Annotated in this window: 19 protein-coding genes and 1 pseudogene; 3 read left to right on the top strand and 17 right to left on the bottom strand. The window is 61.7% G+C overall.

The genetic code is table 11. The features are described 5' to 3' along the window. Positions 1-4 precede the first annotated feature (4 nt). The 15 genes from PY254_RS10925 to PY254_RS10855 form a co-directional block, all read right to left on the bottom strand. Entirely contained in the window at positions 5-3,745 is a 3,741-nt protein-coding gene (locus tag PY254_RS10925) for a baseplate wedge protein (protein WP_281012073.1), read from the bottom strand. After that, positions 3,742-7,422, bottom strand: coding sequence for a baseplate J/gp47 family protein (locus PY254_RS10920; RefSeq protein ID WP_281012072.1), 3,681 nt, complete (start codon positions 7,420-7,422; stop codon positions 3,742-3,744). Before PY254_RS10920 ends, PY254_RS10925 begins: the two co-directional genes overlap by 4 nt. A 4-nt stretch (positions 7,423-7,426) precedes the next feature. Then, positions 7,427-7,867, bottom strand: coding sequence for a gp25 family contractile injection system sheath assembly initiator (locus tag PY254_RS10915; RefSeq protein WP_281012071.1), 441 nt, complete (start codon positions 7,865-7,867; stop codon positions 7,427-7,429). A gap of 4 nt (positions 7,868-7,871) precedes the next feature. Further along, complete coding sequence (locus PY254_RS10910) at positions 7,872-8,141, bottom strand: PAAR domain-containing contractile injection system baseplate protein (RefSeq protein ID WP_281012069.1); 270 nt, start codon at positions 8,139-8,141, stop codon at positions 7,872-7,874. A gap of 60 nt (positions 8,142-8,201) precedes the next feature. After that, positions 8,202-9,968, bottom strand: a complete 1,767-nt coding sequence (vgrG, locus tag PY254_RS10905; protein ID WP_281012068.1) for a type VI secretion system tip protein VgrG — start codon at positions 9,966-9,968, stop codon at positions 8,202-8,204. Continuing rightward, positions 9,965-10,690: a CIS tube protein gene (locus PY254_RS10900; RefSeq protein WP_281012067.1), complete on the bottom strand. Its 726-nt coding sequence runs from the start codon at positions 10,688-10,690 to the stop codon at positions 9,965-9,967. The genes vgrG and PY254_RS10900 overlap by 4 nt, the downstream gene beginning before the upstream one ends. After that, a complete protein-coding gene (locus PY254_RS10895) occupies positions 10,690-10,878 on the bottom strand; it encodes a DUF5908 family protein (RefSeq protein ID WP_281012066.1) in 189 nt (62 codons plus the stop codon). Before PY254_RS10895 ends, PY254_RS10900 begins: the two co-directional genes overlap by 1 nt. Before the next feature lie 25 nt (positions 10,879-10,903). Continuing rightward, positions 10,904-11,359 carry a phage tail protein gene (locus PY254_RS10890; protein WP_281012065.1) on the bottom strand — a complete coding sequence of 152 codons (456 nt, stop codon included), beginning with the start codon at positions 11,357-11,359 and terminating at the stop codon, positions 10,904-10,906. Between the two features lie 5 nt (positions 11,360-11,364). After that, positions 11,365-11,805, bottom strand: a complete 441-nt coding sequence (locus PY254_RS10885) for a phage tail protein (RefSeq protein WP_026636669.1) — start codon at positions 11,803-11,805, stop codon at positions 11,365-11,367. A gap of 41 nt (positions 11,806-11,846) precedes the next feature. Further along, the gene (locus tag PY254_RS10880) at positions 11,847-13,235 is read right to left on the bottom strand and encodes a phage tail sheath family protein (protein ID WP_281012064.1); all 1,389 of its coding nucleotides are present in this window, start codon (positions 13,233-13,235) and stop codon (positions 11,847-11,849) included. A 54-nt stretch (positions 13,236-13,289) separates the two neighbouring features. Further along, complete coding sequence (locus PY254_RS10875) at positions 13,290-14,309, bottom strand: hypothetical protein (RefSeq protein WP_281012063.1); 1,020 nt, start codon at positions 14,307-14,309, stop codon at positions 13,290-13,292. Between the two features lies 1 nt (position 14,310). Continuing rightward, positions 14,311-14,961, bottom strand: coding sequence for a contractile injection system cap protein (locus tag PY254_RS10870; RefSeq protein ID WP_281012062.1), 651 nt, complete (start codon positions 14,959-14,961; stop codon positions 14,311-14,313). Further along, entirely contained in the window at positions 14,943-15,239 is a 297-nt protein-coding gene (locus PY254_RS10865) for a hypothetical protein (RefSeq protein WP_281012061.1), read from the bottom strand. The genes PY254_RS10870 and PY254_RS10865 overlap by 19 nt, the downstream gene beginning before the upstream one ends. Positions 15,240-15,254: 15 nt before the next feature. Further along, positions 15,255-15,524 (bottom strand): hypothetical protein, encoded by a 270-nt coding sequence (locus PY254_RS10860; protein WP_281012060.1) that lies wholly within the window; start codon positions 15,522-15,524, stop codon positions 15,255-15,257. Positions 15,525-15,822: 298 nt separating this feature from the next. After that, on the bottom strand, positions 15,823-16,809 hold the full coding sequence (locus PY254_RS10855) for a sigma 54-interacting transcriptional regulator (protein ID WP_281012059.1): 987 nt from the start codon (positions 16,807-16,809) through the stop codon (positions 15,823-15,825). A 1,002-nt stretch (positions 16,810-17,811) separates the two neighbouring features. On the opposite strand from PY254_RS10855, the pseudogene PY254_RS10850 reads away from it, so the two are divergent. The 3 genes and pseudogenes from PY254_RS10850 (at position 17,812) to msrA (ending at position 19,994) form a co-directional block, all read left to right on the top strand. Then, positions 17,812-18,792: pseudogene (locus PY254_RS10850) on the top strand (IS5 family transposase). Between the two features lie 246 nt (positions 18,793-19,038). Further along, on the top strand, positions 19,039-19,488 hold the full coding sequence (gene msrB, locus PY254_RS10845; protein ID WP_281012058.1) for a peptide-methionine (R)-S-oxide reductase MsrB: 450 nt from the start codon (positions 19,039-19,041) through the stop codon (positions 19,486-19,488). After that, entirely contained in the window at positions 19,485-19,994 is a 510-nt protein-coding gene (msrA, locus tag PY254_RS10840) for a peptide-methionine (S)-S-oxide reductase MsrA (protein WP_281012057.1), read from the top strand. The genes msrB and msrA overlap by 4 nt, the downstream gene beginning before the upstream one ends. 6 nt (positions 19,995-20,000) lie before the next feature. On the opposite strand, the gene zipA is transcribed toward msrA, so the two are convergent. Beyond that, the gene (zipA, locus tag PY254_RS10835; protein WP_281012056.1) at positions 20,001-20,990 is read right to left on the bottom strand and encodes a cell division protein ZipA; all 990 of its coding nucleotides are present in this window, start codon (positions 20,988-20,990) and stop codon (positions 20,001-20,003) included. 11 nt (positions 20,991-21,001) lie between these two features. Next, positions 21,002-24,502: a chromosome segregation protein SMC gene (gene smc / locus PY254_RS10830; protein WP_281012055.1), complete on the bottom strand. Its 3,501-nt coding sequence runs from the start codon at positions 24,500-24,502 to the stop codon at positions 21,002-21,004. Between the last annotated feature and the right edge of the window lie 46 nt (positions 24,503-24,548).

The raw sequence follows: 24,548 nt of genomic DNA, 5'->3' as shown, positions 1-24,548 counted from the left end.
AAAGTCAAAGAGTGGTCTTGCGCGGGTAGTTGCCCAGCGCCGTGTTGTCCAGTCGCACCGGATTGAAATCGCTGCCTTCATCGCAGTCGTGCAGCGTGGCGCCCGGATAGGTGTTGCGCAGCCCCGCGAGCAAGCTCGTCACCATCCATAGCCAGTAGGACGGCAACGCATAGGCGGCATAGCGTTCTTGCAGCAGCGTGGCGATTCGTTTTTGCGTAACGGGTGTGAAGCTCAGGCCCGTGCACAGCGTCACTGCCGGCTCTACGAACGGCGTCAGTGCGTCGAATGCATGGCCTGCGGTGATGTTGTCGCGCATCCATGCGTAGTAGGTGCTGCCGTAGTCGGTGACGATGCGCCTCGCGCACTCGCACAAGGAAGCCGCCGCGACGTTGCTGGTCAGCAGCAGGCCGGCGGCGAGCAACGCCTCCACGCGCTCGATCAGCCGCTCATCCGTCCAGTCGATCACCGCATTGGCATCCAGCCAGGTGCGCCATGCCGCTTCAAAACGCTCGAACTGCCAACCCTGGCTGGCGACCTCGGTAAAGCGCGCGCTCATCAAGGCACACACGCCATCCCATAGCGGCGGCAGGAACAGCGTCGTATACGCGCCAGCAACCGGCACCGGGATGTCCGCGAACAAGGCGGTGACAGCGGTGGCCCAGGCATCGTCGTGCAGGAAACTCAGTTTCTTGCTTTCGAACCAGGGCGAGAACGCCTCGCTGAAGACATGCAGGATGGCGTGCGCGTCGGCGCAGGCATCGTCGCTGGATGGCGGCATACTCGCTGCGGTCAGCCCGTCGGCCTGCAACAGATCGGCCAGGTCTTCGACCACCTGATCGCAAGGGTTTTCTACATAACCATCGTTGCCCACCCAGCAGGTCTTGGCCAGCAAGTGCGAGGGCGTTTCGCGCTCGATGGTGCGGTTGGCATAGCGGCGCAGATCAAGGTTGTCGGTGTATTGCGCCGTCCAGCCGGGCATTACATAGGTCAGCCGGAACGAGTACGGGTCTGCACTGCCGCAGGTGGAGCAGCTGTCTTCGCAGCAGGCTGGATACAGCGCGTCGCCGATGAACTTCGGGCGCAACAAGATGTGCTCGATCACCAGGATGCGCGCACCGGCACTCCAGGACAGCAACATCGCCTTCAGCGCCAGTGCTTCGGCAGCAGTGGCGAACGTTGCTGGGCTGCGGCCGATCTCGGCCGAGGAAACCTCGTCCAGCACCAATCCGAACTTGCCACCGGCGACCGGCGCGACCGTATACGCCTCGTCCAGGATCATGCGATCAAGCAGCACGCGATAAGCGCCCTCGCCCGCGTTGCCCACACTGCCTGCCGTCACGCTCAGCGTGCCTTCCAACTGCGCTGTACCGAGACCGTCGACCAGTTGATAGTCGACCAGATACACGCCGGCTACGGGCGCGCCCGCGGTCCATTGATAGCTCAGATCTGGATAACCCAGCAGCAGATTGATGCGTTGCTTGATACCCGGCTCGTTGCCTGGCGCGTTTGGCTCGATCTGGTAGTTGAAGGCCCTGGCACGGTCGTGGCTGACCGCCGGGTAGCGACGCAGGAAGGCGATCTTGCTGGCGATCAGCTGTTCTTTCGCCACCACGTCGCCGGTAGCCTGGGTCAGCAGCAGCGTGTATTCATTGAATTGCTCACCGAAGCGCGCCAGCAGATGATCGAGGAACGCATTGCGCCGCGTCTGGAACCCCGCCGGCGTCTCCACCAGCGCCTCCACCGCCGCACGGGTCAGCTTGATCGGATCAGCGATATCAGTCAGGTCCTTGATGGTGCTGGCGTCAAGTTGTTTGACGAAATACGTACGCGTTATTGAAGCATCGAGCGAGAACAGGTCCGAGCTGTGCGCCAGCTGAGCCAACGCATTGCCGAGCAGCTGTTCGAACACCAGCAGATAAGCCTTGAGGTTGCGCGCCTGCGCCTTGCGTGCCGGCAACGCGCGCGGCGGCAGGCCGTCCGGGCCGATGCCATAGGTCAGCGGAAAGCTGTTCTGTACCGGGAAGTAATCCTCCGGCTGGCGATACACGCCGGCCGGCACCGGCAGATCGTTCGGAGCCCCCGGGTCCTTCGGTCGGTCGGCATCGCCGCGCAACTGGTTCAACGTATCGGTGGCCTCGTCCATTCGCGGCAGGAACGGCAAGCCGTCCTTGTAGAAAAGGAATCGCGACTGGTTGAGGTAGAGCCGTGGCTGATGCCGCGGGCTGATTGCCAGCAGCCACGCCGCACTGGTGCGAGCGGGATCGTAAATCGGTTGATCATTGATCCAGACGGGATCGGCGGCGCCGGCGACAACCAGACCCTCGTCGTCATACTTGGTCATGCGCAACTGATTCACCGCCAGCACGCCGTCGATATCCATCAGCAGGTGGATCATGTCGGAGGTATGCAACATCGTCTTGAGCTGTGCTGCAGCGAGATCGGCATCCTCGATAAAGCCGTTGGCCAGCGCCGGACCATTGAAGATGTCTTCCACCGCCACGTCCCTACCCTGCAACTCCTGCAAGGTGCGGAACGGTACCGGCGGTGTCATGTACTGCTCCAGCGCGAACCAGATACCAGCCTGCACACGCTCGATATCGGCATCCGGCCGCACTTCGATGTCGGCGCAGACGGCCACCTGCTCGGCGCCAGCACAGTCGATCAGGCAATAGTCCTCACCCAGATTGCGCTGTTGCTGCAAAGCGGCCTTGGCACCGGCTACCGCGGCGGCGGCGGCCTTGGCTTTTTTGCGATAGCGCAGCACGAAGCCGGCAGATGTCGCGTCGGTGAACCTCGTTCGCCAGGCCTCGGCGCCGACTGTGTTCCGTACGGCGTCGTCGGCGAACACCCGCAATGCGGCGTTCTGGATATCGATGACAGCGGGCGAGCCGCTGAAACTGATGCTCAGGCTCACATAGAAAACGCCGCCCCACTGCTGACGCAGGTAAGCGTGGCGATCGGCCGGGTCTGGCAAATCAAATACGTTGTAGGTCCTGGTCGCACCCAGGCGGGTGAGCTCAATGCTGAACGCCTCCGTGTCGGCAAAACTTGCGTCATCGGTGAGAAAGCGCTGCCACGCGTCGCGCTCGAGCAGCGCGATATCGGGGAAACGCAGCTCCATCAGAATCGGATGCGCGCCATCGCTATCGTGGTAAACGCTGTTCTGCTCAACCAGGCGATCATTGAGATCGCCCAGCTCCGGATCGTCGTCCAGCTCAAGCAAGCTTTCGTACAGACCCAGCACCCAGGTCTCACTGGCCGGATTCGGCGGGCTCGCAGGTTGGCCGTACTGCAACAGCAGATTGCCGGTCAGATCGCAGTACGCCCAGTAGCTGACCTCGCACGCACAGCTTTTGCACAGTACCCATGCGTCGCTCACACCCGGCAAGTCGATCAACAAGCGGCGGAAGTCGGCGATCGTCGGGGGATTGACCGTGAGCACTTCGCGCGCGGTGTAGAAGGTCTGGTCCGGATACGGCCGCGCCGGATCGGCGGCGGGCACGGCGGGCGCGAGGATGTCTTCGATATTCCACTCGACGCGGTAGCCGACGTCGGTGATCGCGTAGCACAGTGCTTCGAGGATGGTAATGCCGGGATCGTGGATGTTGTAGTCAGTCCACTGCTGACTGCCCGCCTGCTGCACGTGGCCGATGCCTTGGCGCCGCAGTTGGTAGTAATCCACCGAGGGATCGAGCGCTGGTTGCGCCACCAGCGGAAGAGGATTCAGAGGCTGCAGGCTGTTCATGCGCTGCACCCGCAGCGTTCCGCCAGCGCGCCGTCGGGTGCGGGCCTGATAACGGTGATCTGGTGTTTGCTGGCCGGCGCCGAGACCAGGATGGACACCGCACGCGAGCCGGTGATTTCATCCTGATCGACGCTACCCGGCGCCTGGCACGGCAGGTTGTGGAACAGGCTGAAGTCGGTGACGTAATCCACGCAGGCCTGCGTTTCCACGAAGTGAATCAACGTGGATTTGTAGACCTTTCCACCGAACGATGGCGTGCCGCTGCCATCGAAAGCCCACGGCGACAGGAAGCGAGTGATCGCCTGCTGCAAACGGGTCGTGTAGTAGGCCTCGTCATAGCCATCGCGCAGTTTCAGCGTGAAGGCCACCCGCACTTCCTCGAACTGCGGGTTCCTCACGTGCAGTTGCACGAAGCCGCTGCAGCGCTGGGCCAGACTGGCCTGGATCTCGCCGAGCAGGCCCAGGCTGGTATACGGCTTGAGCGGATCGCGCTGTACTTGTCCGCGCAGATTGGGCAGCGCGATCAAGGTGACATGGCCCGGCGCCAGCTCGCGATAAATACCGCCGCTGCACAAACCGGTACCCACGCTGTCGGCAGGCTCGTACTGGGTGTGGTTGAGACACTTAACCTTGTAGATCGACGGGAAGGCTTCCAGCACCAGTCGCTCGTAGTCCCACAGGTCGATCGCACGATCTTTGTGCCGCAGGCGCTCGCTCACGCGCCGATGGAAATCGGCCCCACTCTCGGCGCCACGCCCGCCGAAGGACGGATACGGCTGGGTAATGTCCTTGACCGACGCATTCGATGCAGCGAGTTGAGCCACGCTGCCCGACGGCACTGGGGTCGCCGAGAAGTCCGCTGCATTGCCCTTGTCGGTGAATATCGCCTGCAGCGCCTGTGCGGCAACCAGCTTCAATCGGCACACCGCATCACTGGCTTCGTGCACGGCGGCGCGTATCCAATACAGCCCCGGCGGCAACAGGCGGTTGTCGCTGGCGGCATCGCGTGGCACGGAAAAAGTGACAATGCCGGAGTTGAGCAGCCCGCCGGTCGCATCGACTACTGCGTTCTGCGGAAAGGGAACCCACAGGTTGTCGACCAGATAGGACCAGTCGATGTGCGGCACTGGCTTGTTCGCCAGCGGGTTGGCGGTACCGTCCGCGACCTGGAACAGCAGCGCCAGACTTTGCGGTGGCGCGAGGTCTGCCACACCGATGTACAACTCGGCCTCGCTACTCAGCGCCATGGCGTTGCGCGCGAAGGAGAATGGCGCCAGCAGCGGAACCGGTGCGCCGTTGCACAGATACGGGTGTCGCTCGGCGCTACCAAATGGCAGCAGATGGAAGAAGCGGCCGACACGCGCCTGAAATGAGGCTTCGGTGCTGCTGCTCAGCACCAGGCTGGTGGACGAAACATAAGACAGTGCCAACGCCGAGGCGACTGGGCCCTGCGGCGGACGCGGGTCTGGTTCGGTCGCACCGGAATCCTTGCGCAGATACGCGATCAAGTTGCTCTGATACTGGCGCTGGCCGACGTCGCCATTGAGCCGCACGCGCAGATAGCCCTGCCGTGCCGACGTGGTGTAAGGCTGATCGGGTTGGAAGTCCGGCAGGTCGGACACGGTGGCGTTGGCGCTGTCCTCCAGCGTGACGTAAGCGGAGCTGGACCCGAAACCGAGCGATGAGTCACTGGTTATGGCATTCGTCCAGCTGCCCGCTTGCAACACATCGACTACCACACCAGTGGCCATATTCGACGGCGGCGGAGTGGATGCAGATGCCACCGGTGCAATCTGCCAGGTCAAATCGAGCGACAGACTATCGAGGTGTTTCTGGAACGCCTCCTTCGAACCGACCACCAGGCCGCTGTTCTCCACCGGCGAGGCGCCGAACGGCTGGAACGGTTTGGACAGGTCGATCGGCCCGAAGTCGTTGGCCGCCGCCACCGTCTTGATGCCGGAGACCTCCATGCGCAGATCGATCGACATCAGCACCAGGCCTTGCACACGGGCGTAAGCGTAATTGCGCTGAGTATCCTGCTTGAGCGTGACCAGCAGCAGCGGCAGATCGGTGTCGAAGTTGTAGCCGTGCTTCGCCGTCGTGTACGGCACGATGGCGTCGTCGGCGCCACTCAGTTCGATCATCAGCTCCAGCGTGTTGCTGTCGCTCCGCGCGAAGGACGAGGGACCGCGCACCAGCCAACCCTTGGCGGTGCTGAGCTGGCACTGCACGTCGTCGGCCAGGTCGAAACCGGCCGGCAGCGCATCGCGTAAATGCACCTGCACAATCACGTGGCGGGTGCCCTCAGCCAACAGCAGATGATGCGATGCGATAGCGAAGCCCACCTGTGCAGGCGGCATATCGATCGCGACCAGCTCGCCGTCCACATATTCCTTGTTGAAGAACGGCTGCCAGGACTTGTCCGGCGAAGTCAGCGCCGCGCCCAGCCCGTCATCGGAGTTGGCCACCGGCGAGGCGAACAGCCGGCCCTGGTCGGCCTCGCCGTTGCTCAGCGTTTCGCTGCCATGGCGATACACCGTCTTCAGCGAGACCACGGTCGCCTTGTTGGCGACCAGATCGTCGACACTGGCGAAGATTACGGGCTTGCCGCTGGCATCCTTGCCGGCCTTGAACTGCGTGCCCGGGGCGAAGTCGCACTGCGATGCCTGTTTGGCCAGCTCCGCCAGAAGATGCACGTGTCCCGGCTGCGCCGGTCGCGGCTGCAGGCCGAGGATGGTTGAATAATAGAAGTCCAGATGTCGCCGAGTCAGCCCGTTGGTCGCCGCCCTGGCGTGTGCAAGCAGCTGCAGGAACGCCAGATACAGCGCGTAGTGCGGCGCGTGGTCGGAGACGTTTGCCAGTGTGTCGGCAAGGCCCGCCTGTGACTCGCTGACCGTACGCATCAGCGCCTTCAGGAACAAGTCAAACACCGAACGGAACAGGTTGTGCGTGGCGCAATGGTTGATACGCATAAAGGGATCGGGCAGACCGGCCGCGCCATACACCGAATCGTCGGCCGCGATACCACTGACATAGCCAGCCCAGGCTGTATCGCCACTCCATGCGTTAGACAAACCCTCGGACAATACGTCAGCGAAAGCTTTGGCGTCGTACTGCAACACCCGCAGTGGCGGCGCAACGACGTTGATCACGCCCAGCGCCATGCCGCCTTTGTAGTAGGCCACCAACCGTGCAAATGCGGGCGCCAGCTGGGTACGGATCATATTGTCCAGCGTGCCCTTGAGCGGCGCTTCCTCCGCCAGCTTCCGGTGCATCTGATCCAGCGCGTCGGCCAGCGTGCCGATCGCTGCGTACAAATAGCCCAGGCGATCGCGCAGGCCAGCCGCATCACCGTCGTTGTCCATGTTGTTGAGAAAGTCGAACCACTCACGCACCTGGACCTTGTACGCATCGACATCCTCGATCGCGGCGACGGCCAGCGGCACCGCCATGTCACCACCGAAATAGTTGCGCCAGTCGCCGTCCGGCACATTGGCAGCGCTGTAGCGGCGAAGCAGGCCGGCATAGCCCTGGGCGAACACGATGTCGTGCGCCACGGTGCGCGCATCCACGGGTGCGGCATCCGGCGACAGCGTCGCCGGGGCGCGCTCGTCCTGACTGGTGCCTTCACGTACCAGCTTGAGCGGATCGTCGTTGTGGGAGCAGTCGTTGGTCATGACGTCAGCTGTTGTCCGGCAACAGGTTGGTCGTAGTGAGATTGATGTCGGTGCCTTCGCGGATGTAATACGGGTAAACGAAGTTGAAGCGCGAGTTGGTCGATTTCACCGTGTAGGCCAACTGGATCAGCACCACGCCTTCGGCAATGTCGCTGTCATCAAGAGTCACCTGGTTCAGCGTCACGCGTGACTCGAAATACAGCACCGCGGATTCGATCTTGTCGGCGATCAGCGTCTTGATCCGCGTATCCAGACTCTCGAACAGCAGCTCGCTCAAGTTGCAGCCGTAGTCGGGCTGCATCACTCGCTCGCCCGGTCGCGTGCTCAACAGCACGTGCAGGCTCGAGGCGACATCCGCTTCGTCTTCCAGCATCGCCACGCCCGGTATCGCTCCGCTGAAATCCGGCGGAAACGACCAGCCGCGACCGAGGAAATCCAGCTCCATGAGCTCAGCCTCCGATCAACACGGTAAGACAGCCGGGCGCAGTGACCATGCCACCGGCGCCAGTGGGATCACCGATGCGCGCCGCTGGCAGGCCGCCGATCATTACCGTCATCGAACCCAGCAGCACCACGTCCACACCGCAGCCATCGCTCATCCGCGCCGCTGGCAGGCCACCAATCAATACGGTCAGATCTCCCGGCGGAATGATCGGCACCGGCATGCTCGAGGTGGCGGTGCTGACGATCATGTCGGTCACTCTTGCAGCGAATCCCATGGCCCGATTCCGTCCTTTGTATTCATCCATGCCACGTCTGCGTGAGCAGACGCAGCGCCATTAGTTGATCTGCACGATTCCGCCCTTGATCACGGTGGTTGCATCACCGCTGATCTTGGTTTGCGCCCCCGACACCTCGACCGTGCCGGTGCCGGAGGCCTTGAAGCCGCTGCTGGCGCTCAGTTCGATATTGGTGCCGGAGAATTTCACGTCCTTCTTCGCCTTGAACACCAGGTCCTTGGCGCTCTCGATGGTGATGCCGTCACCGTCGAGCGTGATGCTGTTGCCGTTCTGGTCCTGGAGCACGATGCCCTTGGCGTCTTCGGACAAGCGGATCTTGTTGCCGGCCGGGGTTTCCAGACCGATCACTTTTTTCTCGTCGTCGAAGGTGAGCTTCAGTTTTTCGCGGCTGACGTAACCCTTGTGCTGGTTGGCGTCCTTGGCTGGTTCCGGCGCCGGATGCGCACTGCTGTGGCATTGACCCAGCACCACGGCATAGCGTGGATCATCGCCAAGAAAACCGACGATGACTTCGTCGCCGATCTCCGGACGAAAGTACGTGCCGCGCCCCTTGCCAGCATCGAGCGTGGCCAGCCGCGCCCAGATGCCGTCTTCACTGCTGGAGACCAGCGGCAGACGGCACTTGATGCGGTCCTCGCCGGCAGGGTCGCTTTCCAGCTGAGTGACCACGCCGATCTGCAGGCCAGCTACCGCTGGCAGCAACCCACCGGCGGGCAGCGGACGCAGCTCATGGGTCTCGGCGAAAGTCTCGTGGCCAAGACCAAACTGCACGTCGGTTTCCCAGTTGCCGCCAGCCACGGTCTGGCGCACGCCGGATACATACAACTTGCCCTGGAAGCGCTGGCCAATACCGTCAATCTGCACCACCTGATCGGGTGCCACGCCAGCGAAACCCTGGCAACGCGCGCGACCGCGCAGACGCGCCAGACGCATCCGCTGCAGGCGTGCATCAGCCCAGGCTTGCAGCTGCGCTTCGTCGAGCGCGCCGCCGTGGAAGATGTCGTCCACGTCATCGCCAACCACCTTGGCCAGATCGGTGGCGGGGATATTGCCGGCGGCCGGTGGCGATGGTTCGGTGGCATCGGCATGAATGGCCTCCTGGTCGGCCGCGTTCCAGCTCAACGCCTGGATACCCTTGCTCTGCCAGCGGGCATCCATTTCCACGTCCAGCTCCAGCACCGTGCTGCCGTAGCCAAGCTTCAGCACCGGTGTGCTGCCGAATTTGGGCTTGGCCACGGAGACCTTGTCGTCGCCGACCAGCACCACCTGCCCATTCGCCTCGGCGCGGCAAAGCAGGAAATCCCAGTCGCTGGCTTCGTATTGCACGACTTCCTTCAGGTCGGGCGTAGTCGCTTCGACGTCGTTGGCCAGGCCGTGCGCATCCAGCAAAGCGCCAGCAATGTCGCTGTCCTTCTGCTCGACGAAGTACTTGCTCTTCCGCGAGGTGGTCATCTTCACTGCATCGGCGTAGCAGTCCACGCTCAACGTGCTGCCGTTTTTGCGCACCTTCAGGCGCTGCTTGACCACCTTGCCTTTGAACACTTTGGTGTTTTGCGAGCGGTAGCCAAACTGGATCTCGATGCTCTTGCCCGGCGCGAACAGATCGCCGTCGCTGGCTGGAAAGCTGCCCGTAGACGCTTCACCATCGTCAATCTGCAACACGGCCGAGGGTATCCGGTTGAGCTCCCGGATCACCGTCACCGACTGCACATGCAGGGTTCCGGGGATTGCCTGGCCGTCGATCAGGATCTCGACGGTGCAGACATCCGGGGTGGCCGGAGTCGGAACAGTGGATGGGTCGCTCACGTAGTGTCTCCCGGTCCCTGGCCTTGAGTCTTGGCGATCGGCGGAAAGTGCAACGTCATGCCCGGTGTCAGGTGGCGGAAGTTGCTCAGGTCATTACGGTCCGCTACCTGCAGGTAATAGCGCGGATCGCCATAGATCTGCTTGCACAACAGTGGCAGCGTGTCCCCCAGCTTCACCCGCCGCACATGGGTCAGGTCGGCTGACTGTTTGTCCTCCTTGGCGGCGCGCTTTTCTTCCTCGATGCTGCTTTTGAAGGTCACCTTGGCGGTGGCGCGGATCGGCGTGCCGTCGGACTTGAATAGTTTGTAGAGAATGTCCACCGCGGTGACGCGGCCTTTGAAGATCGAGTTCTTGCCCCATACCAGCTTGAAATGTCGCGGCTCGTGCGCGTCGCCCTGATAGTCGATGAGGATTTTCTTGAATGTGGCCAGATCATCGGCGATCGAATCGCGCGCTTCGCCATCGATGATGCCGGTGTTGTCGAACAGGAACTCGAAAGCCATCTCCGACGGCTCGGTGTATTCGTACTTCAGCTGCTTGCCGCTGCTGCCCTGCCCTTGCCCGCCTTCGGAGAACTTCAGCTTGTAGGACAGCGTGTAAGTCTCCGGATTGATCAGCGCCTCGAAGGAAGCGTCGGCCTCGGCCAACCCACCGTTCTCCGCGGCCTTGGAATCTGCAAAGGCGAGGATCAGCATTTTGCCGTGCTTGCCAGAGTCGGCCATCAGCGTTCCTTGCGCGCCTGAAGCAGTTCAAAGACCTGCTCCACGCATTCAGCCAGCAGTTCGTCCTTGCCCACCGCCGCACCGGCAGCCGCAGCCTGTTTCGCCGCGCTGCCGGTAGCGCCATGCGCCTCCGGCGGCTTGCCCGAGACGGTGACGCGGATGTGCAGTTCCTTGATCTCGATCGGCATGTCCTATGGCCTTGGTGGTTGATGGCTACGCCCCGTCCTGCAGGTTGAAATAGCGGTACGACAACTCCATGGTTTCGATCACCAAACTGTTTTCGTTGGCATTCAAGTCGCTGATCAACCATTTCTTCGGGATCGCCTGCACCACGTTCCAGGTACGCAGCGACTGTCCCTGCTCGTTCATCAGGATCACGTTGATGTCCGCGGGCGTGAAGCTGCGATCGCTGAAAGCGGCCGTGAACCAGTCCAGCACCGCCGAGCCCATCAGCATTCCGCGCTTGAGTACCAGATCTGCGTACTTGGTGCGAACCGGCAACTTGTGCTCGAAGCGGTTCTCGCCGCCTTCCTTGAAGCTTTCGAAGTCGTACTCCACTGACAGCCCCGAAACCGTCTGGAAGCGTGCATCGGGCGCAGGCGCGGATCTGCCCCCGAGCATGAACTCGACCTTGTAGTAAAAACTCCAGGGCGGGTAGTAGTCACTCATGGTGGTCAAACGTCGATATGGCTAAGGCCTTCGTGGGCGATTTCCACGCTCTCGATGGCGATCTCGTTGGCGTCGGACTTCAGGTCCGGCGCAGTGACCTTCAGCGGAAAGCAGCGCGAGGCCTTCCATGCCGCGACCGGCTGATGCTTCTCATTGAGCAAGCGGATGATCACGTCACGGCGCTTGTTGGCACGATCGTCGGCGACGTCCTCGAACCAGGTGTTGAAATCGACATCCTTTTCGAACTTGCCGCGTTTGAGCACCAGGGCCGCGGTTTTCTGCAAGCCGGGCTGGGCGATCTTGTGGAAGTCCTGGCTGTCGCTATGGCGGTACTCGATCTTTTCCCGCTCCATCACCAGACCGGTGACTTCGGTGAAACTGATCATCGTGCCGCCCCAGTCCACCTGGAAGTGGAATCGCGGCAGGGGATAGGCTTGCTGACTCATGGCTCAACTCCTGTTGAAAAGATCGGCTCGGGACGAACGGCTCAGGACACGGGCATCGTCTGCACGAAACGCAGCACGATAAATTCGGCCGGCCGCACCGGGCACAGCCCCACTACCACCACCATGCGGCCCTCCAGCACATCCAGCGCGGTCATGGTGCTGCCCAGACTCACCTGAACCGAGAATGCGTCCGATGTCTTGGCGCCCATCAATGCACCCTGACGCCACAACGAGGTGAGAAAGTTCTCGATCATGCCTTTGACCTTGACCCAGGTATTGGCATCGTTCGGCTCAAACACGAACTGACGGGTGGCGCGGCGGATCGACTCTTCGGCGAAGATGCAGAACCGACGCACGTTGACGTAACGCCATTCGTTGTCGTTGCCGGCCAGCGTACGTGCACCCCAGACCAGGGTTCCCACGCCGGTGAAGGCACGGATCGCGTTGACCGACTTGCCGCTGGTGCTGTCTACGTTCATGCTGTCTTGCGTCGTGCTGTCAATCGCGATGGTCGGCTGAATCGCATCGGCGACGCTGAGGTTGGCCGGTGCCTTCCACACGCCGCGTGCGTTGTCGACCGCAGCGTAAATACCGGCCACCGCACCGGACGGTGGCAACTTGCAGGTCAGCTTGTTGATCGCGCCAAGCGCCAGGTTGTAGTTCTGGGTATTGGTCGTCTCCAGCGTATCGAGTGTGGAGTCGGCGGCGCCGACAATCACATGGGTCTGGGTGTCGTCATAGGCGAAACGCACCGTGGTTTCCAGATTTGGCGCGTAAGCGGCACCGTATTTGAGGTTGTTGGCCGGCGTGCCGTTGTCACGGAAGTTCTTCACCGCAGTGTTGATATCTGCGCCGGGATCGTTGAGCGACACGGCACCACCATGCACATCCATGATCACGAAGCGGTTCTGCAAGGCCGCGCATTGCTGCAAAGCCTGGTCGTAGAGCGATTTGCAGTCGGCGATGTCGAGGTACTGCGCCTCGGGAAACACCAGCAGGGTCGGCTCATCCTCCTTGCCGACCGCAGTGAGACCGTTCTCAAGTTCGGTGAGGTCCAGCGCGCCATAGCCACCGACGGAGCAGATGTAGCAAGGTCCGCCACCATTGTCGAAATACAGGCGCAAGGCGTACCACATCAGATGGTGGGATCGATCGGCCTCCGCCAGTGTCGCTACCGCGTTGAGGCTGCCGTCCGCGGCGCTGGCAATGGTGACCTTGATCTTCAGCTCCGGATCGGCACCGCCGAAGTGCTTTTCATAGTCGACCATTGCGGCGATGCGCGTCGGCTTCAGCGTGAGGTCGCCAGCCGTCGACAGCATCGCCTGCTGCGTGTAGCCGATAAAGGCGGGGATCGCCGTGGCGACGCCAGCCACTGATGGCGGCAGCGACGAAATTTCTTCAACGTAGACGCCAGGTGTGTTGTAGGCCATGACCGTGAACTCCCTCTATTCCGCGTACTGGTTCAGTGGACGGTGTGAAAAAACCTAGATGTAGATCTCCGAAACAAGCTGCGTGATGCGCGCGCCGCTCACCTGCGCTTTCACGATGCCCTGAGAAGGCTTCTGCCGGGTGCCTGCATTGCCGAAAAAGGTCAGCGGCAACGGTTGCGGTTCGGCTGCGTCGAGCACGCCGGTCCGCTTGTCGAGATAGGTCCACCAGGTAGACCGGTTCTTCAACCGCACGTCGTAGACGGTGGCGGGCACTTTCGCCGCACCAGTGCCGTCGACGAAGCTGAAGTCGTCATCACCTGCCCGCACCGCGGTGAGTGTGATCAGGGCGAACACGTCATCGGACATCTCGTCGCTGAGCTGCACACCACGCACCGGCGCACCGACCACGCCGGCCGGCGGCACGATGTCCGGCACATCGCCCTGGTGCATGAACACCGGCAAGTCGGCGGCGGAAGCCGCCAACTGTTCGGTGGTCGCGCCGGGGTTGTCGCTGGTCAGTTGCAGCAGGGCACCGGCGGAAAGCACCATGGCCTCTACCGTGTCGCTCGCGGCTGGCGCCGGATAGTCACGCGACAGAAACAGCACCTGGCCAGAACCAAGGGTGCGCTTGGCCCCGGTGAGATTGGACAGTACCGGCACGTCTGCCTTGTAGCGATAGATCACTCGGGACGGTGACAGATCGGTGGGGTCGACAGCTTCCTGCACGGCCTTTGGTCGGAAGGTCAGCGCGGTGTAGTCCAGGCAGTCACCGCTGGCGATCGACAGCGCGAACGAGAACGTGGCAGCCGGGTCGAACGTCGCTTCGCTCGGCGCCGCCACGATGAAACCCCGCCCGGTTGGCTTGAACAAACAGCGCTGGGAGCCCAGCTGCCTTAGCGTGGACGGTGTTGGCGTCACCTGCAGCAGCCGTCGCACCTCATAGTTCAACAGACGCTCGGCCTGCCTCTCTGGCGCAAGCGTGTCAAAGCGCTGCCCACCATCATCCAGCCAGTAGTGATGCAGCAATCGCACTTCGAACAGGCGGCGGTACGAGGTAGTTGAACGCTCACTCATTTCAGCCCCCCAAGCCGATCTGCTGGAACGACCGCAAGGAGGTATCGCCCGCCACCTCGGTGATCAGGCCACCCTCAGCCTGGATGGCACGGAATGTCATCTCCAGCAGGCGCAGCGTGTACAGCGCGAACGGGTACTGCTTGCCACCCAATGTGCCCCACAGATGATTTACCTCTTCCAGGGTCGGCGAATAGATGTCGAAAATCAGCTTGAACGTTTCGAGTTGATCCAGCGGATTGGTGGGCGCATTGGTGGTCAATGAATCCGGCGCCACCGAGTTCTGGTTGAAGACATTGTTGAACTGGAAAAACTTGATCGTGCGCGATAGCAGCAGCAACGCATTGGTGTAGCTGGTGTGGGTTGCCACAACCATGATGTGAAAATTCAGGTAGAGCGCCGGGTTCTGGTACTGCACGCGCAACGTGGCATCGTTGCGCACAGGTTGGACCAGATTCTTGAGCGTCTTCTCCTCGCGGATATTGATCATCGAGAACGCAAGCACGTCGCGCGGAATCGCCCCGGGACTGCCACCACCCACGCCCTCGGCGATGTTGCCAAGGCGCACCTGGGGCGACACTGCCGGCGCGCCGTATGCGTCAGCCAAGTGTCGCTCCAGTTCGTTTGCCACGATGGTCAAAGCATGTGAAAGCATGCCCGCCTCCTGGCTTCACAGTGAATACTGCAGTGATCGAAGCCCGGGTCGAGCAGCGCGGTGGACTCACGACCAACACCATCACGCGCGTCTGCGGGGAAACTCGGCAGCTCAAACAGGTTGACCTTGTTCAACGCATACATGCCGAGCCGGGTATGCGGCCAGCTGTCCGTCTTCGTTGCGGCGCTCACCGCAATGGCTCGAGCACTGCTGGGCATCCCCGCGATACCGGTGCTCGGAAATTTTGCGAGGGCTGACATGTCGGCGTTCTTGGCCATGACGGTGTGCATTGGTCAGTGCAGCCGCGAATGGTTGGCATGTCTCAGTGCGTAAAGCACACTGCCGCCGGGAAGGTGGTCGCGGCATAACTGGCCCCGCTCGACCATGTGTTCCAGCGCTTTCTCTACGCATTGGCGTTCGGCTTCGTAGCGTTGCGTCGGCAACCACCAGCTCACGATGCCATCGAGCGTGTCCGCGGCATCGGGGTGCTGCGCCAAATAGCCCAGTACCGCGCACTCCACTTCACAGCAGTCAGCGTGCTCCGGGATTTGCCGATGGTTCATGCGTCACCTCCATGTCACTGGGGACTGAGGCAATCACCGTGCCAACCATCGCAATGAAAAATGGCGCTAAATGGCCGGTCTGCGATGATCAGGCGAACAACTGGGTAAGGTTTGACCCGGTCCAATGGTGCAGGTGGGTCAACTCACACCCAGAGGTACTGCCTTGCCCTCAAGGCCCTTCGCCCGCCAAGCGCGAATGAGGTGGGGACAATGGCGATTGGCTTGCGAACGAATGGGATCTGGAGCTTGCGCATTCCGACCATGCCTTGAGAGCAGACGGTGAAAACGCAGCGATCCACTACCGAAACACACCCGTCTCAATGCAATGCTTCTTGAGCAGCTTTCCAAGCTGTCGCCGGTCCGTACCGGAAAGACGCGCCGCGGCGGTAATGTTTCCGGAAGTCTTCGTCATCAGGCCAAAAAGGTAGGATCGCTCAAACGCACTCATGGCATTGTGCTTTGCAGAAACGTAATGAAGCTCGCCATCGTCCTGGAGCGTGCTTGCCGGCGAGTGCGATGAAATGTTCGACACGGATGTGATGAGACCATCGAGAGTGAACGCGTCTATCACTGCCCCGTCCGTGCCCAGGTAAGAACGCAATACGACATTCTCCAGTTCACGTACATTGCCAGGCCAATCGTGCGCATCCAGTACGCGCAAAGCTCCAGCGCTCCAATGCTTGGCAGGCCTGTCCATACTTTGGGAGACTTGCCGAAGGAAGTGCTCGGCAAGCATCGGTACATCTCCACCGCGCTCACGCAATGGAGGCAGACGCACATGCAGGGCGTTGAGCCGATGCTGCAGATCGCGCCGAAACAGGCCGGCCGCTACCTGCGTCTCCAGACTGGCGTTGGTAGCCGCGACGATGCGCGCGTTCGAAAATCGCGTCACACCGCCTCCCACCGGTCGATATTCGTTGTTCTCAAGAAAGCGCAGCAAAGTCACTTGCGCCTTGATGGACAGCGAATCCACCTCATCAAGAAACAGGGTGCCGCCGCGCGCGTGCTCGATCAGCCCCGGCTGTGCGCTTTTGGCATCGGTATAGGCACCACGCTCATGGCCGAAGAGTTCATTCTCGATCAGTGTGTCAGGCAGCGCACCGCAATTGACCGGAACAAACGGTCGCTCACGGCGCTCGCTGGCGTAGTGAATTTCCCGGGCGGCGAGCTCCTTCCCAGTTCCTGTCTCGCCTTCCAGAAGAATTTGCACGTCGCACCGGGAATAACAATGCAGTTGCGCGAGCATTTGCCCGAAAACCTTGGATTGACCCAGCATGACCGGCATCGTTCATCTCCCCAGAAACGCCACCGCACTATCGACGTTTTAGACCAGCAGGCAATGCATATCCATCGTTAACCGGTGTGACCAGACAAGGACTCGCAAGAGCCATGCCCAATGCTTCAAGCTACCGCGCCGGCAAGAAGTTTCCTTAAACACGAATTGGCAAGTCTATATAGATCAGCCACGTTGACATTAATATATTTAGCCGTCCAAACAAACGCAAAAGTAAATGTAATCCTGATATTCCCCGCCCGCACGCGGATGGTTTCGGAATCGCGCCGCAAACCTGCATGGGACGGAGCTGACGCTCGCCCTACCAGGAACGCCGTTCGGCGTAAAAAATGCTGGACGCGAATGGCTCTGACTTTGTGCGGCGCTGAACGCGGCGAAACAGATGCTTATGGCGAATCAATCGAACTGGCAAACTTTTATCGAGTTGGCTGATGCGGCTACTTGCGAGCCACCCTCGACGGCCCACAACGCCTGTATTCGATAAAGCCCAATCAACCGACTTTGTCTCGTGCGGTTGCCTGTCGTCCACTTGTAGCTGGACCAACTGTCATCAAGCACAGCCGCGGCATACCGTTTCCAGCGTCACACATGATCATAGCCTGTGCTGTAGGCGAATGCCTACACGAAGTGTGAGGGCGCTTCTCGCACTGGGCTGCAGCGGGCCCCGGACGACACCGCCTGCGCAGCAAGCCCTGACTACCCAGTCTCGCCATCCCCTTTTGGTCGCCGAAGAATTGAAACTCTCCCTCAGTTAGCGTATTGCCAACATTCGCCAGTGCAAGATTCGCCTGCACAAGCCTGGCTTCACCCTCGATGAGCCATTCCAGTTTGACAAGTTGCTGGCAAAATTAGCTCGGGCGGGTATTAGTGAGAAGCCTGCAATCGGTATTTTCTAGAGTCCACGGCGCACCCAAGCAAGACGCCCTAGGGATGCTCTGATTTATTCCCCGTCTGCGGCATCATAGCCAGCAGTCCCCAGGAAGCCCATCGCCGATGAAGCAGCGTTCGTTCGCCTCGTTGAGTTTTGAAGTCAAGAAGAAGCCGACACGTCGTGAGCGGTTTCTGGGTGAGATGGACAAAGTCGTGCCGTGGGCCGACCTGCTGGCGCTGATCGAACCGAGCTATCCGACCTCCGGTCGTCGCGGTCGCCCGCCGATGGCGGCATCGACGATGCTGCGGATCCACTTCATGCAGCAGTGGTACGCACTGAGCGATCCAGCGATGGAAGATGCGTTGTACGAGATCGAGTCCATGCGCCGGTTTGCCGGGCTGGAGCTGAACGAGGACGCGATTCCGGACGAGTCGACGATCCTGAAGTTCCGTCGCTTCCTGGAGCAGCACGGCCTGGCGGTGAAGATCTTCGAAGCGGTCAATGCGCACCTGAGCGGCTAGGGCCTGTTGCTACGCTAGGGCACGATCGTGGATGCCACGATCATTCAGGCGCCGTCCTCGACCAAGAATGCGGACAAACAGCGTGACCCGGACATGCGCCAGACGAAGAAGGGCCAGCAGTGGTACTTCGGCATGAAAGCGCACATCGGGGTGGACGTGGAATCGGGGCTGGTGCACACGGTAACCACGACACCTGCCAACGTGGGCGACGTGACGGAAGTGGACAAGTTGCTGCACGGCCAAGAGAAGACGGTGCATGCCGATGCCGGCTACCAAGGCGCCGAGAAACGGGCACCCAAGCGCGGCCGCACGTGGCATATCGCGGCCAAACGCGGCAGCGTGAAGGCGATGCCCGAGGGCGAGTTGAAGGATGCGGTCAAGCACACCGAGCACATGAAGGCCGCGGTTCGAGCCAAGGTGGAGCATCCGTTCCGGGTGGTGAAGCGGCAGTTCGGCTATCAGAAGGTGCGCTTCAAGGGCTTGCTCAAGAACACCGCTCAGATACTCACGCTGTTCGCGCTATCGAATCTGTGGATGGTGCGACGAACGTTGCTAGCGTCCGCAGGGGAGGTGCGCCTGTGAGGCGGGAAATCGAGGCGATTGGGGGTAACCCAGCACGGCGATGGCGGCGATATGCCTCACAATCTGCCTTTTCGTCGTAGTCAATCCATATTTTTAGCACGGCCGTCTGGACGGCCATTTTGAACTTAATTGATCAGAGCATCCCTAGTGTCCTTGTGCCAGCAACGCAACACCAGCGAACCCTTGATAAACGTCGCTCCGCTGCCATCTTCAATCAGACCGAACGTCGTTCCAAGGAAGCTGCACATGCCCACCTACACCAGAAACGCCGAGGCTCTGTCCAACCTCACCCCGGAGCAGTTTCGGGTAACCCAGGAAAGCGGCACTGAACGGCCTGGCACGGGCGAATATCTGCACAATCACGAGCCGGGCATCTACGTCGACGTGGTTTCGGGCGAGCCGCTGTTCGCCTCGTCCGACAAATTCGAATCCGGCTGTGGCTGGCCGAGTTTCACCAAGCCGGTGGAGCCGGCGCACGTGAATGAGTTGCGCGACATGACCCACGGCATGGTTCGTATCGAGGTGCGCTCCGCGCATGGTGACAGCCATCTCGGTCACGTCTTCCCGGATGGCCCGCGGGATCGTGGCGGGCTGCGTTACTGCATCAATTCCGCCTCGCTCCGCTTTGTCCATCGCGACGAGATGGAAGCGCGAGGCTATGGCGCGTGGCTGGATCAGGTGGAGGATGTGCGATGAATACCGAGCGCGCGGTTCTCGCCGGCGGCTGCTTCTGGGGCATGCAGGATCTGATTCGCCAGCGCGACGGCGTGCTGTCCACGCGGGTCGGCTACAGTGGTGGCGACGTGCCGAATGCGACCTATCGAAACCATGGCAGTCATGCCGAGGCCATCGAGATCGTGTTTGATCCCTCGCGGATCAGCTATCGCACCTTGCTGGAATTCTTCTTCCAGATCCACGATCCATCCACGCCAAACCGCCAGGGCAATGATCGCGGCACATCCTATCGCTCGGGGATTTACTACACATCGAAGCAGCAGAAGGAAATCGCCGAAGACACCATCGCCGACGTCAATGCCTCAGGTTTGTGGCCGGGCAAGGCGGTGACCGAGCTGGCACCGGCTGGCGACTTCTGGGAAGCCGAACCGGAGCACCAGGACTATCTGGAACGCTATCCGCAGGGTTACACCTGCCATTTCATCCGGGCTGACTGGAAGTTACCCCGGCGCAGCACGGGCGGCTGAAACGTATCAGCGACCGAAGATGATTTCCTTGCCTTCGTGATCTCGATCCCAGCCGCGCAACTGGTCGCGGATGTGCGCAATACCCTGGCGGCCGAGCGCATTGCGCTCTTCATCCAGCACCAGGCCATCAAGCAACTCGGCCAGCCGCTGGGCGGTGGGCAGCATCGCATCCCACGCGTCCAGCGCCGGCAGCGGCGCCGGCAAGGTCATGAAGAAACTGACGCCCGGTGTGCGCAAGTCTTCCAACCGGGAAAGGTCGAAGTTGCCGGGTTTGAGCATGTTGGCGACGCTGAAGAGCGGACCCAGTTCGCGCTTGCCGTCGACCAGACGATGGTAAATACCCATGTCGCCGAATTCCAGACCGGCCTTTTCGGCGGCCACGATCAGATCCGGGCCGTGAAAACGGCCTCCTTCACGTGCCACCACGAACAAGGTCACGATCCGTTCCACCGGAAGTTGAGCGGGACGGCGACCCACTTCCGAACGCTGCACCGTCGCGGCTGACGGTGTCGCCGTCGCGGCTACGGGTGGCGACGCTTCCTGCGCGGTCACCGGCGCGTCGAATGGCGTGACGTCACCGGAACTGGGCGCGCGCAATGCGTCGATGATTGAAGCCACGTGATCGGCCAGTTTCGGCTGTTGCCTGCTCTTTTGTCCTTTTGGACCCGGCGCGGGCGCCGGCTCCTTGCTGCGATCACCCGAGAGTGCAGCGCCGAGTCGCTCCAGTTCCTCGCGCAAGCCAACTTCCAGCTCACCTTGCTGCGGCTTGATGTCGCTCGTATAGAAGTCGTCATCGATCGACTCGGCATCGGATGCACCCAGGGTCGGCTCACGGCGCTCGCCGGTCTGCGGACTGGGAACGATACGGCGTTTGCCCTGCTCCTTCTTCGGCTGACCGAACAGCCACAGCAGCGCCAGTACGATGATGCCGACAATCAACATCGGAATGCCGACAGCGGGATTCCAGGCAAAGGCAAGCACAGGTTGCAACGTCATCATGAGGTTCCTCAGGCAGCGCCTGCCAGTTTAGCCGCTTCGGCCAGATCCACCTGCACCAATCGTGACACGCCGGGTTCGCGCATGGTTACGCCGCAAAGCTGGGTGGCGGCTTCCATGGTCGCCTTGTTGTGACTGATGAAGATGAATTGCACGTGTTCGCTCATCTCGCGTACCAGGCTGGAGAAGCGCCCCACGTTGGCTTCATCCAGCGGCGCGTCGACCTCGTCGAGCAGACAGAACGGCGCCGGGTTGAGGCCGAAGATGGCAAACACCAATGCCACCGCGGTCAGCGCCTTCTCACCGCCGGACAGCAGCGAGATGTTGGACGGACGCTTGCCGGGCGGGCGCGCCATGATCGTTACGCCGGTGTTGAGCAGGTCGTCGCCGGTCAGTTCGAGATACGCATGGCCACCACCGAACAGGCGCGGAAACAATTCCTGCACACCGGCGTTGACCTTGTCGAAGGTTTCCTTGAAGCGCTGACGGGTTTCGCGATCGATCTTCTTGATTGCGCCTTCCAGCGTCTCCATCGCATCAACCAGATCGGCAAGCTGGTTGTCGAGGTAGGTCTTGCGCTCGCTTTGTTCAGCGTGTTCCTGGATCGCCGCCAGATTCACCGGCTCCAGTCGCGCGATCTTCTGACCAAGATCGGCCAGCTGCGAGCGCCACTGGTTGGCGTCAATATCGGGCGCCAATTCGGCAAGCAGGGTTTCCAGTTCCAGCCCCGACGCGGCGATCGCCTCGGCCAACTGGTCGGCACGCAACTGCAGGGCTTGCGCGGCAAGTCGCTTCTGCGACAGACCTTCACGCAGGCTCGCCAATCCCTGCTCCGCCAGATGCCGTTGCTGCTCCAGCTTGCGGAACTCGATATCACAGTCTTCCAGCGCGCGGCGCGCTTCGACCAGTTGCTTGTCGACCAGCAGGCGTTGCTCCAGATAGGCCTGCCGTTCGGCTTCCAGTTCGGCGATCGGATCGGAGCCGGCCGCCAGCTGCTCGGTGATCTCGTTGCGGCGCGCTTCGATTTGGCGCAACTGCGCATCCATGCGACCCAGGGTCTGTTCCAGTGAACTCAGCGAAGAACGCTTGGACTCCAGCGACAGTGCCAGCGAATGCGATTGATCGGCGGCCTCGCGCGCATTCATGCGCGCTTCTTCGCGCGCTTCAAGCAGACCACGGCGCTCGTTTTCCAACTCGCGGCGCTGGTCTTCGAGATCGCCCATCAGGCCCACGGATTCATCCAGTCGCGCACGTGCCTCGCGGGTCTGGCCCTGCAGTTCATCGATCTGCCGCGTGAGGTCCGCCAGCTCGCCATTGACCTTCTCGGCGCGGGCGCGCGCGGTTTCAAGCTTGCCCCGGTGGCTCTGCAGCTGGCCGGCCAGTTCGGACTGGCGGCGATGGGCGTTGTACAACTCGCGCTGAGCATCGTCGCGCGCGCGTTCGGTTTCGAACTTGCTGGTACGCAGCGTGTCGAGCTGTTCGCTGGCTTCCTCCAACTGCGCTTCCAGCATGGCAATCTGCTCGGTCAACGTGCGCAATTCGCGCTCGCGTGCCAGCACACCAACCTGACTGCCTTGCGCCCGGCGCACGCGCGCCCAACCCGGACCCAACCACTCGCCAGCGGCGGTCATCACCGACTGGTGCGGCGCCAGCGACGCGGCGCGCTGACGCGCTTCGTCAATGGAGGAGGCGGTGAATACCTGGCCGAGAATCGCCATGGCAGCGGCCGGACCGCGCACTTGTGCCGCCAGCGTACCGGCGGTGTTGCCACCGCCTTCGCTGGCGTCAAGTAAAGCCACATCGGCATTCTCGATCGCCGGGAATTCGCTGGCTAGCGCATGCGCCTGGTCCACCAGCACGCTGTCCAGGAAGCCGCTCAACGCGGTTTCCACGGCCGTCTCCCAACCCGCCTCGACTTGCAGCGCGGCACCCAGACGACGGGAGTGATCCAGCCCGAGTCGTGCCAACCAGCTGCTGGCGGCATTTTCTTCCTGCCCGAGCGCGGCATGCTGCAAGGCTTCCAGCGACGCATGTCGGCCCCGTGCCGTCTGCAACTGCTGGCGTGCTTCGTTCAGGGTCGACTGCACCTGGCGCTCGTCTTCCAGCACCTTCTCGTGACTGGATTTATGCTGATCAAGCAGGCTACCCAGGGTTTCGACACGTTCGCGCTGGGTGTCGTGCTCGTTGGCCAACTGTTCGCCGGCGGCATCCAGTGCCGCCATATCGGTGGCTTTCTGCTCCGTTTCCAGTACCTCGCGGCGACGCGCAAGGTCGATCGCCTGACGATCCAGATAATTGAGCTTGGTGCGCTCGACTTCAGCCGCACGATTGGATTCCCCGGCGTTGCGGGTGTGGCTGTCCCAACGCTGCTGCCAGTCGGCGAGCTTGGCTTCAGTGCTGCGCTGAGCTTCGCCGGTGTCGTCTTGCAATTGCTGCAGCGCTTCGAGCCTGGGTTCGCCTTCGGCCAGTGCCAGGCGCAAGGCCTCAACCTGCTCGCCGTCGGTGGCAATGTGCGCGGCCAGTTCGGCATGCTCGCGCGCGGCATCAGCCTGCGCGCGCTGCAGGCGCTCGGCGGTTTCCTTGTTGTAGCGCACCTGCTGCTCGACGCGGGCAATCTCGCCGCCAACCTTGTAGACCTCGGACTGCACCGCGTTCAGGTGTTCACTGGCGTCCGTGTGACGCTCGCGCACGCTTTCCAGTTGCGCTTCGATCTGGCGCTGGCCGGCGAGCTGCTTTTCGATCTCGATCTCGGCGGCGGACAAGCCTGCGCCTTCGCCATCGTGCTGACTTTTGAGGCCACGGTATTCCAGCGCACGCAGCTCGGCATCCTTGCGTGTCTGCTCTTCCTTCAGTGCTTTCCAGCGCTCGGCCGCGCGGGCCTGACGGTTCAAATGCTCGAGCTGTTTGTCGACCTCGTCGCGCACGTCGCGCACACGGTCGAGGTTTTCGCGGGTGGCCTTGATGCGGCTTTCGGTTTCCTTGCGCCGTTCCTTGTACTTGGAAATGCCGGCCGCTTCTTCCAGATGTGTACGCAATTCTTCCGGGTGCGCCTCGATGATCTGGCTGATCATGCCCTGTTCGATGATCGAGTAGCTGCGCGGACCCAGACCGGTGCCGAGGAACAAATCGGTGATGTCGCGCCGACGGCAGCGCGCGCCATTGAGGTAATACGCCGACTGGCCATCGCGGGTGACCTGGCGCTTCACCGATATTTCGGCGTATTGGCCGTACTCGCCCTGCACTGAGCCATCAGCGTTGTCGAAGATCAGTTCGACCGTCGCCTGCCCCACCGGCTTGCGCGTGTTGGAGCCGGAGAAGATCACGTCGGTCAGCGAATCGCCGCGCAGGCGGCTGGCCGCGCTCTCGCCCATCACCCAGCGGATCGCGTCGATGATGTTGGATTTGCCGCAGCCGTTCGGCCCCACCACGCCAATCATGTTGCTTGGCAGGTGCAGAGTGGTCGGGTCCACGAAGGACTTGAAACCGGCGAGTTTGATGGTGCTCAGGCGCATGCGGTCTTCAACGGGTCAGCGGTAAGGCCCGTACTGCCGGGCGACA

It is taken from the genome of Rhodanobacter sp. AS-Z3 (assembly GCF_029224025.1).
GTDB lineage: Bacteria > Pseudomonadota > Gammaproteobacteria > Xanthomonadales > Rhodanobacteraceae > Rhodanobacter.
Note: the sequence above shows the minus strand (reverse complement) of the source record. Positions and strands in the feature narration are given on the sequence as shown.

Bases quoted from the DNA above. Each gene is read 5' to 3' on its own strand.
- PY254_RS10900 (WP_281012067.1), bottom strand. From the start codon at position 10,690: ATGGCCGACTCTGGCAAGCACGGCAAAATGCTGATCCTCGCCTTTGCA.
- msrB (WP_281012058.1), top strand. From the start codon at position 19,039: ATGCCCACCTACACCAGAAACGCCGAGGCTCTGTCCAACCTCACCCCG.
- PY254_RS10875 (WP_281012063.1), bottom strand. From the start codon at position 14,309: ATGAGTGAGCGTTCAACTACCTCGTACCGCCGCCTGTTCGAAGTGCGA.
- PY254_RS10865 (WP_281012061.1), bottom strand. From the start codon at position 15,239: ATGGCCAAGAACGCCGACATGTCAGCCCTCGCAAAATTTCCGAGCACC.
- PY254_RS10860 (WP_281012060.1), bottom strand. From the start codon at position 15,524: ATGAACCATCGGCAAATCCCGGAGCACGCTGACTGCTGTGAAGTGGAG.
- PY254_RS10890 (WP_281012065.1), bottom strand. From the start codon at position 11,359: ATGAGTGACTACTACCCGCCCTGGAGTTTTTACTACAAGGTCGAGTTC.
- smc (WP_281012055.1), bottom strand. From the start codon at position 24,502: ATGCGCCTGAGCACCATCAAACTCGCCGGTTTCAAGTCCTTCGTGGAC.
- PY254_RS10895 (WP_281012066.1), bottom strand. From the start codon at position 10,878: ATGCCGATCGAGATCAAGGAACTGCACATCCGCGTCACCGTCTCGGGC.
- zipA (WP_281012056.1), bottom strand. From the start codon at position 20,990: ATGACGTTGCAACCTGTGCTTGCCTTTGCCTGGAATCCCGCTGTCGGC.
- PY254_RS10855 (WP_281012059.1), bottom strand. From the start codon at position 16,809: ATGCCGGTCATGCTGGGTCAATCCAAGGTTTTCGGGCAAATGCTCGCG.
- msrA (WP_281012057.1), top strand. From the start codon at position 19,485: ATGAATACCGAGCGCGCGGTTCTCGCCGGCGGCTGCTTCTGGGGCATG.
- PY254_RS10920 (WP_281012072.1), bottom strand. From the start codon at position 7,422: ATGACCAACGACTGCTCCCACAACGACGATCCGCTCAAGCTGGTACGT.
- PY254_RS10880 (WP_281012064.1), bottom strand. From the start codon at position 13,235: ATGGCCTACAACACACCTGGCGTCTACGTTGAAGAAATTTCGTCGCTG.
- PY254_RS10925 (WP_281012073.1), bottom strand. From the start codon at position 3,745: ATGAACAGCCTGCAGCCTCTGAATCCTCTTCCGCTGGTGGCGCAACCA.
- PY254_RS10915 (WP_281012071.1), bottom strand. From the start codon at position 7,867: ATGGAGCTGGATTTCCTCGGTCGCGGCTGGTCGTTTCCGCCGGATTTC.
- PY254_RS10885 (WP_026636669.1), bottom strand. From the start codon at position 11,805: ATGAGTCAGCAAGCCTATCCCCTGCCGCGATTCCACTTCCAGGTGGAC.
- PY254_RS10910 (WP_281012069.1), bottom strand. From the start codon at position 8,141: ATGGGATTCGCTGCAAGAGTGACCGACATGATCGTCAGCACCGCCACC.
- PY254_RS10870 (WP_281012062.1), bottom strand. From the start codon at position 14,961: ATGCTTTCACATGCTTTGACCATCGTGGCAAACGAACTGGAGCGACAC.